Genomic DNA, 16,643 nt, shown 5'->3' with positions numbered 1-16,643 from the left:
ACCCGGGGTGTTCGGCCGACCACGGCGGGCATGACTGCCCACGGCAACCCCGTCGGCAGGAAGAGCCATGCCCACACGCCAGCTCCGTGACCAGCCGCCCCCGCCCGCCCGTCCCGACACCCGCGACCCGCAGGCCACCGAAGCGCCGCGGGCACCCGAAGCCTCGCGCGACCCGGTCCTGCTCGGCGACGTCCTCTTCCACACCCTCGCCGACCTCGCCCGCCGCACCTCCGCCCCGTCCCTCCCCGCCCAACGCACCCGCCCGCACCCGTGACCGCGCCGCGCGGACGTAGGGTCGGGGGCATGCGACTGAGCACCGTGATCCTCCCCGTCCACCGGTGGAGCGAGGGGCAGAAGACCTGGCGGCGGGCCGAGGAACTCGGCTTCCACACCGCGTACACCTACGACCACCTCTCCTGGCGGTCCTTCCAGGACGAGCCCTGGTTCGGCTCGCTGCCGACGCTGACGGCGGCCGCCTGCGCCACCGAGCGGCTGCGCCTCGGCACGCTGGTCACCTCGCCGAACTTCCGGCACCCGGTGACGCTGGCGAAGGAGCTGATCACGCTGGACGACGTGTCCGGCGGGCGGGTCACGCTGGGCATCGGGGCCGGCGGGACGGGCTTCGACGCGACGGCGCTGGGCCAGGAGGCGTGGTCGCCGAAGGAGCGGGCGGACCGGTTCGGGGAGTTCGTGCCGCTGCTGGACGAGCTGCTGACCAACGACGCCACGACCCGCAAGGGGACGTACTACTCGGCGGTCGAGGCGCGGAACATCCCGGGCTGCGTGCAGACCCCGCGGGTGCCGTTCTACGTGGCCGCCGCCGGCCCGCGCGGGATGCGGCTGGCCGCCGAGCACGGGCAGGGCTGGGTGACGTACGGCGACCCGAAGGGCCCGGCGGACGTGCCGGTGGCGGAGGCGCCCGGCGTGGTCGCCGCGCAGATCGGGAAGCTGACGGCGGCCTGCGAGGCCGTCGGGCGGGACGCCGGGACGCTGGAGAAGGTGCTGCTCCAGGGGTCGACGGCGGAGAAGCCGCTGCAGTCGGTGGACGCCTTCGTCGACTGGGCGGGCACCTACCGGGAGGTGGGCATCACCGAGCTGGTGATCCACTGGCCGATCCCGGACTCGATCTTCGAGAACGACCTCACCGTGTTCGAACGGATCGCCACCGAGGGCCTCGCCCAGCTGGGCTGAGGCCGCGGGCCCACGGAGCCGGAGCACCCCCCCCGGGGAGCTCCGGCTCCGTCATGTCGTCGGCTGGCGCTAGGATCTGGCCGATTTCCCGGGGGATGGTTCTGGAGTCCGTGATTCCGCATGCCCCGGTCGCGTGTGTCGAGTCCGAGACGAAGGACAGCATGACCAGAGACATATCCCGAGGCGCTCGGCTGCGCCGGGCCACCGCGGTGGCCCTGACGGCGGTGACCGGCCTCGCGGCGGCGGGCCTCGCCGCCCCGGCGGCCTCGGCCGACGCGGGCCCGGTCCACAGCGTGATCTCCACCGGTGCGGTGTGGACCGCCGACACCCGCGTCTACCTCCAGCCCGACGGCGGGGACCGGACGTTCTGGTTCTTCGTCAAGGGGACGGGGATGACCGGCGGGAACAGCGTCACCTTCACCTCCTCGACGGACCCCTCGCAGACCGTGAAGGCGAGCTTCGGCGGCGACGGGCAGGGCGCGCCCTGCTGGACGCCCCAGGGGTCGCCGAACAGCAACTGCCGGGTGACGGTGCACTTCCCGGGCGGCAGCGCGCTCGGCCACTGGGGGATGACCCAGGTGGAGCTGGCCCAGCCCGACGGCTCGGTGTACCGGCAGCCGGTGACGTCCGCCATCGGGACCCAGCTGAAGGTGCCGTCGGTGGAGCTGACGGCCGGCGCCAACCCGATCCAGGCCTCCGGGTTCACGCTGGGCGCCACCACGGCGGACAACCGGGCCCAGGCCCAGACCGTGACGATGTCGATGAAGGCCACCGACACCGCCGGCCGGATCACCCAGGTCGGCCCCGAGCTGACCGGGGACTGCTGGGGCAACGTCGGCGACCTCTCCTGGTCGGGCGACACGGTCACCATGAAGATCACGGTGCCGACCAGCGCCACGACCCCGTGCGTGGTCACCTCCGTCCGGGTGACCGACGACAGCCAGCGGAACTTCGAGGCCAAGGCCCCGGCCGGGCTGGTCATCACCCCGCTGCAAACCCCGGCCACCGCCCTGACGATCGGTGACGTGTCCTTCCAGCGCCGGCTGTCGCCGGACGGCGGCACCGTGCCGGTCTCCTTCCCGGTGTCCGACACGGTCCCGATCTCCCAGGTCGCGGTGACGGCCCACGGCCCGGTCGCCCCGGGCTGCGCGCCGACCGCCTCGACCACCGTCCCGCCCGGCACCCTCACGACGAACGTCTCGCTGTACCTGCCGTTCGCCGCGGCCGGGACGACCCCGGACGGCTCGAAGCCGACGGGCTGCCAGCCCGGCCTGTACGCGCTGGAGATCGCCGTCACCGACGCGAACGGCACCCACAGCTACGGCGCGGTCGGCACCCCGCTGGCCAAGCCGCTGGACATCTCGGTGGGCAGTGCGGGCACCTACGTGGCGATGGCGCCGCAGCGCCTGCTGGACACCCGGACCACCGGGACGCTCCGGGGCCGCGGCGTCACCCCGCTGAAGGTCGCGGGCACCGCGGGCATCCCGGCCGACGCCGTCGCCGTGGTCATGAACGTCACCGCGACCAACGCCAAGGACACCGGGTTCGTCACCGTCTACCCGGCCGGCGGGTCCGCCCCCGTCACCTCCAACCTGAACCACACCGCGGGGCAGACCGTCCCCAACGCGGTGACGGTCCAGCTCGGGGCCGGCGGCGCCGTCGAGCTGCTCAACGGCTCGGACGGCGACCTCGACCTGATCGCCGACGTCACCGGCTACTACGTCCCGGACACCACGGGCGCCGTCTACACCGGCTTCACCCCCAAGCGGGTGCTGGACACCCGGCCCACCCACGTGCCGTCCCGCGGCACGGTCACGGTGAACCTGTGCAACCAGGCCCGGATCCCGTACAACGCGACGGCGGCCGCGCTCAACGTGACCGTCACCGACCCCAAGGACGTCGGCTTCCTGACGGTCTACCCGCACGGCCAGGCGCTGCCGAACGCGTCGACCCTCAACTTCACGCCCGGGCAGACGATCTCCAACATGGCGGTCGCCCGGCTCGGCGACGGCTGCCTGGTGGACGTCTTCAGCTCGGCCTTCGCGCCGGTCGACATCGTGGTCGACACCTCGGGCTACTTCGTCCCGGACGACAGCGGCCAGACCACCGACGGCGTGCTGGTCACCGGCACCCCCGTGCGGCAGTACGACAGCCGCCAGGGCGGTGGCCCGGTCCCCGGCGGCAGCTCCCTGCTCGGCTGGGGCCTGAAGCCGCGCGACTGGGGCATCGGCTCGCTGCTGCTCAACGTGACGGTCACCAACCCGACCGCGGACAGCTTCGTCACCGTCTACCCGGACGGCGGGCCGGCGGACGCTGCCCCGACCGGTGCCGGGCTGCCGGACGCCTCGAACCTGAACTTCACCGCGGGCCAGACCATCCCCAACATGGTCAACGCCTCGGTCGGGGCCAACGGGTACGTGGACTTCTTCAACCACGTCGGCAGCACCGACCTGGTGGTCGACATGTTCGGGTACTACACCACGGGCGTCGGCGCGAAGTCGGCCGCGGCCACCGCCAGGTCGGCCGCCGTCGCGCCGTCCGCCGCGGCACCCGGGACGGTCGCGCTGCCGGACGCGAACCCGCTGCGGCTGCCGGTCGCGGCCGCGCGGACGGCGGCGGGCCGCCCCTGATCCACCGCCCGCCCCGGGCGACCTGACGGACCGACGGGTGCCGCTCCTCCAGGGAGCGGCACCCGTCGCCGTCGCGGCGGCGGAAGGGGGCCCGGCGCCGGGCGGCTCACACCACGTCGAGCCGCTCGGCGCCGCCCGCGCAGCCGAGCTGCTGCCCGGCGGCGCGCTCGGCGAAGCCGCGGGCGGCCTCGCCCATCCGCTTGCGGCCGGGCCCGTCCGGGAGGAGCTTCCCGTCCTTGCCGGTGAGCCTGAGGACGGCGCGGTAGCCGGTGCGCCGGCCGTCCACGGTGCACTCGAAGCCCACCGCGCCGAGGCTGTCGCCGCCGGAGAGCACGCCGCCGAACGACGCCTCGGCGGTCAGCAGCCGGCCGTCCCCGCCGTTGACCGAGCAGCGTACGGAGGCCGGGGCGTCGGGGGTCGCCGCCCGGTAGGCCGTCTCCACGAAGACCCGGGGGGCGCCGCCGAGCAGCCCGGTGACGGCCGGGTCGTCGAGCAGGCCGCGGCACTCGCCGTGCGACAGGGCGACGGCCGGCGGCCGGTAGGCGGTGTGGTCGAGGTACAGGTGCCAGCCGAGCAGGCCGCCGCCGAGCAGCAGCGCGGACCCGCCCGCGATCAGGGCCCGGGGGTGCTTCACCGGCAGAGCTCCTTCGTCTTCGCCGCCAGCGCGGCGCGGGTGACCTCTTCGAGCGCCTGTCGGCCGTCCGCCCCGTCGGCGCGGGCCGCCTCCCCGGAGGTGACCCGCACCTCGATGTAGCCGCTGGGCCCGGTCACGCAGTACTGGGCCGCGGTGGCGCCGCCCGGCCAGGCCGCGGACAGGCCGGGCAGGTCGAGCGGGCGGGCGTCCGGGCGGGTGGCCTCCGCGGCGGCCAGGGCGAGTTCCCCCTCGCGCCGGACGGCGGTGAGGGTGAGCACGGCGCGGCCGTCGATCCGGACGGCGCAGCTCTGCTGGTCGGTGTCGCGGACGCCGGAGCTGGTCCGCTCCTCGGAGTCCTGGTCACCGGGCGGCAGCAGCCGTCCTAGCGGGGTGTCGGCGCCGGTGGGCAGGCGGCAGAGGTGGGCGGACCGGCCGGGGGGCTCGGACGGGCGGTGGCCCTGCCAGTCCCGGTAGCCGACGAACCCGGCGGCGGCCACCGCCACGACCAGCACGGCGGGCAGCAGCAGCGGGTCGTGCAGCCGCCCGGCCCAGCGGTCCGCGAGGAGCCGGGCCCAGCGGGCCGCGGGCCCGGCGCCGGACCCGCTCACGCGTCGCCCTTCGCGTTGGTGGACGAGTTGTTCGCCGTCCCGCGCGACATGCCCTGGAGCGCGCTGTCGCGGGCGCTGTTGGCGAGCCGGTCGATGTCCTGGCGGGCGATCCCGGTGCCGCTGCCGGCGTCCCGGACCGCCTGGTCGGCCCCCCTCGCCACCCGGCCCTCGGCCTCGGCGGTGTGGTTGCGGCTCTCCTGGCGCCCGTCCTCGGTGGTGTCCTTCTTGTTGGCCTCGATGACGCTGTCGGCGATCGAGTCGACGATCTGGTCCGCGATCTCGCCGCCGAGCGGGATCTTCTCGGTCACGCTGCCGATGACGGCGTTGAAGGCGTCCTTGCCGTAGCCGACGTTCTTCTCCAGCGCGTCGTTGAACTCCTTGTCGGAGGCGGCGTGTTCGTTGTGCACCTCGTCGATGCGGGCCTGGTTGAGGTAGCCGCTGACGACGCCGCCGGACTCGGCGTTGTGCTTGATGTCCGACTCCAGCCGGGCGAAGTCGGTCTGCCCGCTGTCCAGGTGGCCGCGGATGAGGGCGGTGGTGTACGCCTGGTTGGCGTTGGCCACCGCGCCGTAGGCGTCCGGGTCGCGGCCGAGGGCGTCGAGCAGCCCGGCCACGGAGGAGGCGTCGAGGGAGGCCGGGGAGCCGTTGACCGGCAGGTCGGTGCCGTGGGAGAGCGAGTTCTGCACGTCGCCGATGTACTCGGCGGTCATGTGCCCGAGGCTGCCCCGCATGGCGGCGAGCTTGCCGTCGCCCTTGATGTCGTCCAGCGCCCCGTCGTCGCCGTGCCGGCCGAAGGTGTCCACGACCCGCTTCATCAGGTCGGCCTGCTCGGTGGTGTGCCGGTCCGGCGGGACGGGGCCCGGCTCGTCGTACGGGTGGCCGGTGGTGGCGGCCTCCAGGGCGCGGCCGAAGGCGGCCGGACCGGCCTGCTTGCTCGCGTCCCACACCTTGGAGTCCCGGGAGGTGGTGTCCGGGATCCAGTCCTTGTCGTGGGAGTAGTAGGAGAAGTAGTCCGAGGGCTTCGGCTTGCCGCCCTGGTTGACCGTGCCGTCCTGGTTGTAGGCGGTCGGCTGCTCGGTGAAGAACCTGTTGGCCGCGTCCGGGCTGTGCGCGAGCGCCTCCAGGATCGCCGTGGTGGGGCGGAAGCCGGAGCCCGCCTCGTCGCCGCCGGTCAGGTTGAAGCCCTGGATCCTGGAGCCGGGCATCGGGGCCGGCCAGTACCGGTCCTGGGTGTCGAGCTGGGTGACGTGCTCGGCGATCGGGTTGATGAAGTGGGCGTCGTAGTTCCCGTTCATCAGGATGCCGGAGAGCACCTGGTAGCCGTACGGCACGTAGTCCAGGCCGGAGGCCCGGTACGGCTTGTCCCAGACCGGCTGGGAGCCGGCCTTGCGCAGCGCGGCGGCCCACTCGTCGGACAGGTGCGGCTCGTTGGTGCTGCGGGTGGCGGTGGCCAGGCCGAGTCCGAGGTTCTTCTGGAGGTCCTGGTAGGCCTTCCAGCGCGGGTCCTTGTCGTCGCGGGGGTGCGCCGGGTCGCCGACCATGCTGTTCCAGGACTTGATCAGGCCGTCCGGGCCGAGGTCCTGGTAGAACGTGGTGGCGAACTTCGGGTCGTTGCCGTGCGAGGCCAACAGCGAGTTCAGCTCGGTCAGTTCGGGCTCGGTGATGTCCCCGCCCCGGGCCGCGAGCTGGGCGGCGCGCCGTCCGTCGGCCTCCGGGCCGCCGCCGATGGCCTTGCCGTTGAAGGACTTCTGACCGTCCGTCATGCTGTCGGCGCGCAGCGCCCAGGCGATCCGCTCGTCGGCGGCGGTGGCCTCGGCGACGGCGGAGTCGATCGCCTTGCGGGCGGCCTCCGCCTTGTCGCCCCACTCCTTCTGGTAGTCCCGGAGGGCCTCGTAGTCGTGCCGGGTGGCGTTGTCGGCCGGGGGCCAGCTCACGGTGCCGTTCTCGGTGACGGTCAGCCCGGCCGTCCGGGCGTCGGCGACCGCCTTGTCCAGCTTGGTCTTCGCGGCCTTGAACTCGGTGGACGCCTCGGTGAAGATCGAGGCGAAGGCGTTGGCCTCGGTGACGGCGGCGGTCAGCTGCTCGTTGGTGCGCTGGAGGCCGGGGCGGGCCTGGTCGGCGGCGGGGCCGCTCCAGCAGGCGGAGTCGACCTGGGCGATCACCGTGGTGTCCCAGTCGCCGTCCATCGCGTGGAGCTTCTGGGCGACGGTGGTCCAGGCGGTGGCGGCGGTGTCCAGGACGCCGAAGTCGGCGGTGCTGAGCTCGTGGAAGTCGACCATCTCGGTGGTCCTCTCAGTTGCCGAGGTCGTGCTGGACGGCCGACTCGTTCTGCCGGTAGTTGGCGGCGGTGGCGCGCAGCGCCTGGGTGGTCTGCCCGATGGTGCCGCCGAGGGCGGCGACGCACTGGTCCCAGGTGCCGGCGGCGCCCGCCGCGGCCTTGCCGGTGCTCCAATTGGCCAGCGAGGTGGACACCTTGGCGGTGGCCTCGTCGGCGCCCCGGCCCTCGGTGTTGAGGCGGGCGTGGATCTGGTCGGAGTTGTTCCCCGCGGTGGTGAGCGCGTTGGTGTCGGCGCTGAAGCCGCCCCCGCCCCCGCCTCCGCCGCCGGACGCCGAGGCCGAGTTGAGCTGTGTGCGGGCCGCTTCCCGGGCGCGGGCCGAGTCGGTCAGGTTCCCGTCCGCGTCGTAGGCCCAAGGGTTCATCATCCGGTCGAACGCGGTCGCCCGATCAGACATGTCGATCGTCCCCCTCCGTGCCGGGGCGCTGCTCCGGCACCCCCGTTGGCAAAGAGTCAGGCAAGTGTGTAAAGAGATTCGACAAAGGGTACAGGTGGATTCCGCTTTTTCTAACCCCTAGGGGTGAGGGGCTCCGACGTCATACCGCAGCAGCAGACGGCCTCGTCATTCCAGCTCATGACCCGTACCGCACAAGGCCGTTACGTTTGGTCCCGTGTCCACAGCTGTCATCAAGACGGACGGCCTCACCAAGAGGTATCCCCGTGTCACCGCGCTCGACCAGCTCACCGTCGAGGTGCGGCCGGGTGTGGTCGGTCTGGTCGGGGCCAACGGCGCGGGCAAGTCCACTCTCATCAAGATCCTGCTCGGGCTCGCCCCGGCGACCTCCGGCCGCGGCGAGGTCCTCGGCCTGGACGTCGCCACCCAGGGCTCCGAGATCCGCGCGCAGGTCGGCTACATGCCCGAGCACGACTGCCTGCCACCGGACGTCTCCGCGACGGAGTTCGTGGTGCACATGGCGCGGATGGCGGGCCTGCCCGCCACCGCCGCCCGTGAGCGCACCGCGGACACCCTGCGGCACGTCGGCCTGTACGAGGAGCGGTACCGCCCGATGGGCGGCTACTCGACCGGCATGAAGCAGCGGGTCAAGCTCGCCCAGGCGCTGGTGCACGACCCGAAACTGGTGCTGCTGGACGAGCCGACCAACGGCCTCGACCCGGCCGGCCGGGACGAGATGCTGGCGCTGATCCGCCGGGTGCACACCGACTTCGGCATCTCGGTGCTGGTCACCACCCACCTGCTCGGCGAGCTGGAGCGGACCTGCGACCACCTGGTCGTGATCGACGGCGGCAAGCTGCTGCGCTCCTCCTCCACCGCCTCCTTCACCGAGGCGACGGCCGTGCTCGCGGTCGAGGTCGGCGACTTCCCGGAGGACCACGGCCGCGAGCCGGGTCCGGCGGTCCGCGAGCGGCTCGCCGCGGCCGGACTGTCCGTCCAGCCCGAGGGCTCGCACCTGCTGCTGGTCCGGCTGGCCGACGAGTCGACGTACGACACCATCCGCGACGCCGTCGCCGGACTCGGCCTCGGCCTGGTCCGGCTGGAGCAGCGCCGGCACCGGGTCGCCGAGCTCTTCACCGACGCCCAGGACACCGAGCAGAGCAAGGGAGGGACGAACGATGCCGCTGCCTCCTGAGACCAGGTCCGCCGACACCGGCGTCATCCACGACATCGGCTACCGCGGCTACACCGGCCCCCGGCTCGGCCGCACCTACGCCACCCGCGCGCTCTTCACCCAGAGCCTGCGCGCCGCGTACGGCCTCGGCCGCTCCGGCAAGTCCAAGGTGCTGCCGATGCTGGTGCTGGGCGTGATCACCGTGCCCGCGCTGATCTTCGTGGCGGTCTCGGTCGTGATGAAGCGCGACGAGCTGCCGGTCGAGTACGCGGGCTACCTCTCCATCTTCAGCCTGGTGATCTCGGTCTTCCTCGCCTCCCAGGCGCCGGTCCTGCTCTCCCGGGACCTGCGCTACCAGACCGTCCCGCTGTACTTCTCCCGCCCGATCACCCGCACCGACTACGTCCGGGCCAAGTTCGGCGCCATGGTCTGCGCCCAACTGCTGCTGATGGCATCCCCGTTGCTGGTGCTGTACATCGGCGCGCTGCTCGCCGGGATGGACTTCGGGCACAACACCGCGCACTTCCTGTACGGCCTGGTCGCGGCCGTGCTGTACGCCCTGGTGCCGACCTCGGTGGCCGTGGTGATCGCGGCCGCCACCCCGCGCCGCGGCTTCGGCGTGGCCGCCATCATGGGCTACCTGGCGGTCAGCGCCGCGCTGGGAGCGGCCGCGGTCGGGATCAGCAACCGCAGCACGACCGGCTCCGACGCCCCGCAGTGGATGTCGCTGATCTCGCCCACCGACCTGGTGGAGTCCCTGGTCAACGAGCTGTTCGGGCTCGGCGACGGCTTCGACCGCCGGCACGCCCCGGGCGGCCTCGGTCTGGCGGTGTTCGCGCTCGTCGCGGTGGCCATGGTGGTCGGCTCGTACCGGCTGCTGCTGCGCCGCTACCGGAACGTCTGAGAGGGCGGCATGGCCACCATCAGCATCGACAAGGTCTCCCGCTGGTTCGGGAACGTGGTCGCGGTCAACGACATCACCATGACCATCGGCCCCGGCATCACCGGCCTGCTCGGTCCCAACGGGGCGGGCAAGTCCACCCTCATCCACATGATGAGCGGCTTCCTGGCCCCCTCCAGCGGCTCCGTCACCCTGGACGGCGCGCCGATCTGGCGCAACCAGCAGGTGTACAAGCAGATCGGCCTGGTGCCGGAGCGGGAGTCGATGTACGACTACCTGACCGGCTGGGAGTTCGTCCTCGCCAACGCCGAACTGCACGGCCTGCCCCAGCCGGGCGCCGCCGCCCGCCGGGCGCTGGACCTGGTGGAGATGGACTACGCCAAGGACCGCCGCACCGGCACCTACTCCAAGGGCATGAAGCAGCGGGTCAAGATGGCCTCCGCGCTGGTCCACGACCCGTCCGTCCTGCTGCTCGACGAGCCCTTCAACGGTATGGACCCGCGCCAGCGGCTCCAGCTGATGGACCTGCTGCGCCGCTTCGGCGCCGACGGCCGGACGGTGCTGTTCTCCTCCCACATCCTGGAGGAGGTCGAGCAGCTGGCCCGGCACATCGAGGTGGTGGTCGCCGGACGGCACGCCGCCTCGGGCGACTTCCGCAAGATCCGCCGGCTGATGACCGACCGCCCGCACCGCTACCTGGTCCGCTCCAGCGACGACCGCCGGCTCGCCGCCGCGCTGATCGCCGACGGCTCGACCAGCGGCATCGAGGTGGACGAACGGGAGCGGGCGTTGCGGATCGAAGCGGTGAACTTCCAGGGCTTCACCACCCTGCTGCCCAGGGTCGCCCGGGAGGCCGGCATCCGGCTGTACACCGTCTCCCCGGCGGACGAATCGCTGGAGAGCGTCTTCTCCTACCTGGTCTCCGCGTGAGCGCCGTCGGCAGGACCACTGTCGGCGGGACCGCTGCCGCCAGGACCGTTGTTGCCCAGGAAGGGGCCGACCGACCATGAACCCCACCGTCGCCAGGCTGACCCTGCGCGGGCTGCTGGGGCGCCGCCGCGGCCTGCTGCTGCTGGTGGCCCCCGCCCTGCTGCTGGTCGTCGCGGCCGTCGCGAGCGTGTCCAGCGCCGACCCGCACGACATGGCCAACAACATCCTCGGCGCCCTCGGCCTCGGCACCCTGATCCCGATCCTCGGACTGGTGGTCGGCACCGGGGTGATCGCCAACGAGATCGACGACGGCTCGATCGTCTACCTGCTCGCCAAGCCGCTGCCCCGGTGGCGGATCGTGACCACCAAGCTGGTCGTCGCGATCGGCGTCACCTGGCTGTTCTCGGTCGTCCCGACGCTGCTGGCCGGGCTGCTGCTGGTCGGCACCCAGGACGGCGTGGCGCTCGGCTACACCGTGGCCGTGCTGGTCGCCGGGGCCGCGTACAGCGCGCTGTTCCTGCTGCTCGGCGTGGTCACCCGGCACGCGGTCGTGGCCGGTCTGGCGTACGCCCTGATCTGGGAGTCGACGGTCGGCAACTTCGTCGAGGGCGCCCGGACGCTGAGCATCCAGCAGTGGGGTCGCTCGGTGGCCGAGGCGGTCGCGGGACAGAACGCGATCAGCTCGGACGTCTCGCTCGGAGCGGCCGTGCCGCTGCTGCTGGTGGTCACCGTCGCGGCGACGGTGCTCGCCTCGGTGAAGCTGGCCGGGATGACCCTCGCCGGCGAGGAGTGAGCCCCGTACCGCACAAGCGGTGAGCCCCGGACACCTGTGAGGGTGTCTGGGGCTCACCGTTTGTGCGGGGCCGTACGGGCGCGCGGTCGGTTCAGAGGGTGCGGTTGCGGCCCGCGCCCCAGCCGGCCGCGCCGACCACCAGGACCAGCACCAGCATCAGCACCAGGGGTGTCTCCCAGCCGCCGGTCAGCTGGCGCAGCGCACCCGCGCCGACCGGGCCGGCCGCCGCGACCAGGTAGCCGATCGCCTGCGACATCCCGCCCAGCTGGGCGGCACCGGCCGCGGTGTCGGTGCGCAGCACGATGAACGCCAGGCCCAGGCCCAGCGAACCGCCCTGGGCCACACCCAGGATCGTCGCCGACACCCACGCGGCGGAGACCGGCGCGACCAGCAGCATCGCGATGCCCAGCCCGTTCAGGGCGACCATGACCACCGCCAGCGCGCGCTGGCTGGTCATCCGGCCGGCCATCAGCGGCACCAGGAAGGCGCCCGCCACCTGCACCAGGTTGGAGAAGGCGAAGACCAGACCGGCCTGGCCGCGGTCCATGCCGTGCTCGGCCAGGATCGTCGGCATCCAGGCGACCAGGGTGTAGACCAGCAGCGACGAGATGCCCATGAAGAGGCTGATCTGCCAGGCCAGCGCGGACTTCCAGATGCCCTCGATCGGCTTGGCCGGCGCGGCGGCCGCGGCCACCGCCCCCTGCCGCTCCTGGCGGGAGCGCAGCACCTGCGGCAGCCAGGCCACCGCCGCGACCAGCGCGAGCAGCGACCAGGCGCCGAGCGAGGCCCGCCAGCCGCCGCCGAGCGCGTGCTCCAGCGGGACGGAGGTGCCGGCCGCGAGCGTGGCGCCGACCAGCATGGTGGTCGAGTAGACGCCGGTCATGGTGGCCGCGCGGTCCGGGAACTCGCGCTTGACCAGGCCCGGCATCGACACGTTCAGCACCGCGATCGCCACGCCGATCACCACGCAGCCCGCGTACAGGGCCGCCACCGAGGGCAGCACCCGCAGCAGCACGCCCGCGCCCAGCACCAGCACCGCGCCGAGCACCACCCGCTCGGCGCCGAAACGGCGGGTCAGCCGGGGGGTGAGCGGGGCGCCGACGCCCTGGAACAGCACCGGGACGGTGGTGATCAGACCGCTCGCGGTGGCGGAGAGGCCGAAGGTCCGCTGGATCTCGCCGACCATCGGGGAGACCGCGGCCAGACAGGCGCGCATGTTCAGCGCGACCAGCACGATGCCGGTCAGCAGCAGCAGCGGATGGGCCAGCCGGGCGCGGCCGGGGAGCGGGGCAGGAGCGGTGACAACCGGCTGCTGGGCACGGGTGACGGCCATGGGTGTGCTGTTCTTTCGTGAATGTGCGGGGGAAGCGGACGGCGGAAGGGAGGCTCGCGCCGTCCTACTTCCGGGCCGCGATGGCCGCGAGCAGCTGCTCGACGGCCGCGGTCGGGCCGGCGAGCAGCGCACGACACGCCGCCTCGGCCCGGTCCGGGTCACCGCTCTCGATCGCGTCGACCAGCGCCTCGTGGGTGGCCACGACCGCCTCGGGCATGTCGTGGTCGCCGAAGGCGGAGGTCATCGCCTCGCGGACGGAGGCACCGAAGTAGCGGTACACCTCGGCCAGCGCGGGGTTGTGCGCGGCCTCGACGACGGCGGTGTGGAACTCCAGGTCGTGCTCGACGGTGGCCTCGCGGCTCGCCCGCTCGGGGTGCGCCGCGAACACCTCGGCCTCACGGGCCAGGGCGGCGCGCATCCGCCGGACGTCCTCGGGGGTGTGCCGCAGCGCGGCCAGCCGGGCGCCCTCGGTCTCCAGCGCCGCACGGACCTCCAGGACGTCCCGGATGCCGGAGCGCTGGACGCCGCGCAGCACGGACGCCGGGTCGCTGGTGGAGCGGACGAACGTCCCCTCGCCCTGCCGGGAGACCAGCATCCCGGCGTGCACCAGCACCCGGATCGCCTCCCGCACGGTGTTCCGCCCGACGCGCAGCTGCTCGGCCAGCTCGTGCTCGGTGGGAATCCGCGACCCCACCGGCCACGCCCCACCGGCCAGCTGCTCCCGCAACTGCTCGATCGCGGTGTCCACCAGGGAACGCCGCCCGGCCGCCTGCAGACCGCCGCTCATGCCGGACCTCCCTTCCCACCGCACACGCCGAAACCAGTCGTCGGTCATCCTACAACCGCTTGCCCGGTCATCCTACAACCCACCCCTGACCAGCCCCTGAACCCCCCCCGATCGGCCTCACCCCACCCGCCGCCGACAGCCCCTCCGGCCCCGAACCCGGGCCCAGGTCCCAGGGGCGGGTTCCTCCCCGCGCCCCGCACGGCATGCCCACCTCGGACCCCACCTCGGACCCCCGGGCGCGTCTCCTCCGCAGACACCAAATCCCCGCGCCCCAGCAGGGGCGCGGGGAACTGCGCGGGGCGGAAGGCCGCAGCGGATGGCCCGAGCGCCGGCGGTTCTCCGGCTTCGGGCGGGGTTACGGGGTGTGCGAGCCCGGAGCACGGCGCACAAGGGCCGCGCCGGAGGCGTCAGCGCTGCGGGTAGAGGTGCTCCAGGACCGCGGCGACGCCGTCCTCGTCGTTGCTGGTGGTGACGGTGTCGGCGACGGCGAGGAGTTCCTCATGGGCGTTGGCCATGGCGACGCCGTGGGCGGCCCAGCCGAACATCGGGACGTCGTTGGGCATGTCGCCGAAGGCGATGGTGTCGGCGGCGCGGACGCCCAGGCGGCGGGCGGCGACGGCCAGGCCGGTGGCCTTGGACAGGCCGAGCGGGAGCAGCTCGACCACGCCGGCGCCGGCCATCACCACGCCGACCAGGTCGCCGGCGGCGCGGCGGGCGGCCTCGGCGAGGGCGTCGTCGGTGAGGGCGTGGTGCTGGATGTACAGCTTGCTGAGCGGGGAGTCGTACAGCCCGCCGCGGTCGACCCGGACGACCGGCAGGTCGGAGCCGATCAGCAGCTCGTAGCCGGGGCCGGCCAGCACCTGGCCGTCGAGGCCGTCCTGGTTGGCGGCGATGGCCAGCGGGCCGGTCTCGGCCTCGATCTTCTCGATCGCGAGCGCGGCGAGCCGCCGGTCCAGGGTGAGCGAGGTGAGCAGCTTGTGCGCGCCGGCGTCGTACACCTGGGCGCCCTGGCCGCAGACCGCTATCCCGGTGTAGCCGATCTCGTCGAAGACCGGGCGGGCCCAGACCGCGGAGCGCCCGGTGACGATGATGTGCAGCGCGCCCGCGCCGGTGGCCGCGGCCAGGGCGGCGCGGGTGCGCTCGGAGACGGTCTCCCCGCTGGTGAGCAGGGTGCCGTCGAGGTCGGTGGCGACCAGCCGGTAGGGCAGGTCGCCACCGTCGGGGGAGACGGGGCTGGGGCTGGTGGTGCTCATGGGCCGTACGTCTCCCGGGAGTGTCGCAGGTGGTGCTGGGCGGGCCGGCTTACTTGACCGGCTCGAGGACGGTCCGTCCGCCGAGGTACGGCCGCAGCGCCTCGGGCACGACGACCGAGCCGTCGGCCTGCTGGTGGTTCTCCAGGATCGCCACGATGGTGCGCGGGACGGCGACCAGGGTGCCGTTCAGGGTGGCGAGCGGGCGGGTCTTGCCCTCCTCGCGCATCCGGATCGACAGCCGGCGGGCCTGGTACTCGGTGGTGTTGGAGGTCGAGGTGACCTCGCGGTACTTGCCCTGGGTGGGGATCCACGCCTCGATGTCGAACTTGCGCGCGGCCGAGGCGCCGAGGTCGCCGGAGGCGACGTCGATCACCCGGTACGGCAGCTCCAGCGCGTTGAGGAAGTCCTTCTCCCACTGGAGCAGGCGCCGGTGCTCGTTCTCCGCGTCCTCGGGAGTGGTGTAGACGAACATCTCCACCTTCTCGAACTGGTGGACGCGGATGATGCCGCGGGTGTCCTTGCCGTAGGTGCCGGCCTCGCGGCGGAAGCAGGACGAGTAGCCGGCGTAGCGCAGCGGCAGCTTGTCGGCGTCGAGGATCTCGTCCATGTGGTACGCCGCGAGCGGGACCTCGCTGGTGCCGACCAGGTACCGGTCGTCCTCGGCGAGGTGGTACACGTTCTCGGCGGCCTGGCCGAGGAAGCCGGTGCCGTCCATGGCGGCCGGGCGGACCAGGGTCGGGGTGATCATCGGGATGAAGCCGGCCGCGGTGGCCTGGGCGATCGCCATGTTGACCAGGGCGAGCTCCAGCAGCGCGCCGACGCCGGTCAGGTAGTAGGAGCGGGCACCGGCGACCTTGGCGCCGCGCTCGGTGTCGATCGCGCCGAGGATCTGGCCGAGCTCGACGTGGTCGCGGGGCTCGAAGCCCTCGGCGGCGAAGTCGCGCGGGGTGCCGATCTCCTCGAGGGTGACGAAGTCCTCCTCGCCGCCGACCGGGGCGGCCGGGTCGATGAGGTTCGCCAGGGAGCGGAGCAGGCGGTCGGCCTCCTCCTTGGCCGCTCCCTGCTCGGCGTCGGCGGCCTTGACCTCGGCGGCCAGGTCCTTGGTGCGCTGGAGCAGGGCGGCCTTCTCGTCGCCCTTGGCCTGGGCGACCTGCTTGCCGAGCACCCGCTGCTCGCTGCGCAGTTCGTCGAAGCGGCTGCCCGAGGACCGGCGCCGCTCATCGGCGGAGAGGAGGGCGTCGACCAGGTCGACGTCCTCGCCACGGACGCGCTGCGAGGCGCGCACTCGGTCAGGGTCCTCACGGAGCAGGCGAAGGTCAATCACAGGCCCAAGCGTACCGGGAGACCGTTCCTCCACCGGTACGGCTTTTTCCCTGGGGATAACTCGTCCGCGCCTGTGGATAACTCCTGTGGGAAACTTCCCGTCGCCGGGTTATCCACAGGCCTGGCCCCGGACCTGTGGATCAAAGGGGAGGATTGCCTTCCGCGTGAACGAACCAGGGAATTGAGGTTTCAAACCTCAATCAACCTTCTCGGGTGAGGGAATTGAAGCACTCGGACGGGTGATTTGCTGGCAACCGGGTGACTCTGGTCCGATTGGTCATCTCTGCGACGCAAACCGATGGTCCGACCGGGTCTGGGCAATGGCTATACCGGTTTGTCGACTCATCCCCAGGCCT

Annotated in this window: 15 protein-coding genes; 7 read left to right on the top strand and 8 right to left on the bottom strand. The window is 72.9% G+C overall.

The genetic code is table 11. The features are described 5' to 3' along the window. Positions 1–67: 67 nt before the first annotated feature. The 3 genes from ACWDCZ_RS25045 to ACWDCZ_RS25035 all read left to right on the top strand — a co-directional run bounded on the left by ACWDCZ_RS25045 (position 68) and on the right by ACWDCZ_RS25035 (position 3,821). On the top strand, positions 68–274 hold the full coding sequence (locus tag ACWDCZ_RS25045) for a hypothetical protein (RefSeq protein ID WP_074002013.1): 207 nt from the start codon (positions 68–70) through the stop codon (positions 272–274). Between the two features lie 29 nt (positions 275–303). After that, on the top strand, positions 304–1,191 hold the full coding sequence (locus ACWDCZ_RS25040; protein ID WP_449817015.1) for an LLM class flavin-dependent oxidoreductase: 888 nt from the start codon (positions 304–306) through the stop codon (positions 1,189–1,191). Positions 1,192–1,352: 161 nt separating this feature from the next. After that, positions 1,353–3,821, top strand: a complete 2,469-nt coding sequence (locus ACWDCZ_RS25035; RefSeq protein WP_449817014.1) for a hypothetical protein — start codon at positions 1,353–1,355, stop codon at positions 3,819–3,821. 106 nt (positions 3,822–3,927) lie between these two features. On the opposite strand, the gene ACWDCZ_RS25030 is transcribed toward ACWDCZ_RS25035, so the two are convergent. Genes ACWDCZ_RS25030 through ACWDCZ_RS25015 form a run of 4 tightly spaced genes read right to left on the bottom strand, consistent with a single transcriptional unit; the run spans position 3,928 to position 7,796 of the window. Continuing rightward, a complete protein-coding gene (locus ACWDCZ_RS25030) occupies positions 3,928–4,455 on the bottom strand; it encodes a hypothetical protein (protein ID WP_117488865.1) in 528 nt (175 codons plus the stop codon). After that, on the bottom strand, positions 4,452–5,063 hold the full coding sequence (locus ACWDCZ_RS25025; protein ID WP_449817013.1) for a hypothetical protein: 612 nt from the start codon (positions 5,061–5,063) through the stop codon (positions 4,452–4,454). The genes ACWDCZ_RS25030 and ACWDCZ_RS25025 overlap by 4 nt, the downstream gene beginning before the upstream one ends. After that, complete coding sequence (locus ACWDCZ_RS25020; RefSeq protein WP_449817012.1) at positions 5,060–7,342, bottom strand: hypothetical protein; 2,283 nt, start codon at positions 7,340–7,342, stop codon at positions 5,060–5,062. Before ACWDCZ_RS25020 ends, ACWDCZ_RS25025 begins: the two co-directional genes overlap by 4 nt. Before the next feature lie 13 nt (positions 7,343–7,355). Next, positions 7,356–7,796 (bottom strand): hypothetical protein, encoded by a 441-nt coding sequence (locus tag ACWDCZ_RS25015; protein ID WP_074002018.1) that lies wholly within the window; start codon positions 7,794–7,796, stop codon positions 7,356–7,358. A gap of 214 nt (positions 7,797–8,010) precedes the next feature. On the opposite strand from ACWDCZ_RS25015, the gene ACWDCZ_RS25010 reads away from it, so the two are divergent. The 4 genes from ACWDCZ_RS25010 (at position 8,011) to ACWDCZ_RS24995 (ending at position 11,591) form a co-directional block, all read left to right on the top strand. Beyond that, positions 8,011–8,988 carry an ABC transporter ATP-binding protein gene (locus ACWDCZ_RS25010; RefSeq protein ID WP_049652877.1) on the top strand — a complete coding sequence of 326 codons (978 nt, stop codon included), beginning with the start codon at positions 8,011–8,013 and terminating at the stop codon, positions 8,986–8,988. After that, entirely contained in the window at positions 8,972–9,871 is a 900-nt protein-coding gene (locus tag ACWDCZ_RS25005; RefSeq protein ID WP_049652874.1) for an ABC transporter permease, read from the top strand. The genes ACWDCZ_RS25010 and ACWDCZ_RS25005 overlap by 17 nt, the downstream gene beginning before the upstream one ends. A gap of 9 nt (positions 9,872–9,880) precedes the next feature. Continuing rightward, positions 9,881–10,798, top strand: a complete 918-nt coding sequence (locus ACWDCZ_RS25000; RefSeq protein ID WP_049652871.1) for an ABC transporter ATP-binding protein — start codon at positions 9,881–9,883, stop codon at positions 10,796–10,798. Between the two features lie 76 nt (positions 10,799–10,874). Next, positions 10,875–11,591, top strand: a complete 717-nt coding sequence (locus ACWDCZ_RS24995; protein WP_049652868.1) for an ABC transporter permease — start codon at positions 10,875–10,877, stop codon at positions 11,589–11,591. 91 nt (positions 11,592–11,682) lie between these two features. Here the strand turns inward: ACWDCZ_RS24995 and ACWDCZ_RS24990 are convergent, their stop codons facing one another. The 4 genes from ACWDCZ_RS24990 to serS all read right to left on the bottom strand — a co-directional run bounded on the left by ACWDCZ_RS24990 (position 11,683) and on the right by serS (position 16,288). Then, positions 11,683–12,924, bottom strand: a complete 1,242-nt coding sequence (locus ACWDCZ_RS24990) for a CynX/NimT family MFS transporter (protein ID WP_074002020.1) — start codon at positions 12,922–12,924, stop codon at positions 11,683–11,685. Positions 12,925–12,988: 64 nt separating this feature from the next. Next, positions 12,989–13,711, bottom strand: coding sequence for a FadR/GntR family transcriptional regulator (locus ACWDCZ_RS24985; protein ID WP_049652863.1), 723 nt, complete (start codon positions 13,709–13,711; stop codon positions 12,989–12,991). Between the two features lie 407 nt (positions 13,712–14,118). Continuing rightward, on the bottom strand, positions 14,119–14,964 hold the full coding sequence (locus tag ACWDCZ_RS24980) for an HAD family hydrolase (RefSeq protein WP_049652861.1): 846 nt from the start codon (positions 14,962–14,964) through the stop codon (positions 14,119–14,121). A gap of 49 nt (positions 14,965–15,013) precedes the next feature. Next, positions 15,014–16,288, bottom strand: a complete 1,275-nt coding sequence (gene serS, locus ACWDCZ_RS24975; RefSeq protein ID WP_074002021.1) for a serine--tRNA ligase — start codon at positions 16,286–16,288, stop codon at positions 15,014–15,016. Positions 16,289–16,643: the final 355 nt, after the last annotated feature.

The organism is Kitasatospora sp. NPDC001225, from assembly GCF_053597855.1.
This window is presented reverse-complemented; position numbering and strand designations above follow the sequence as displayed.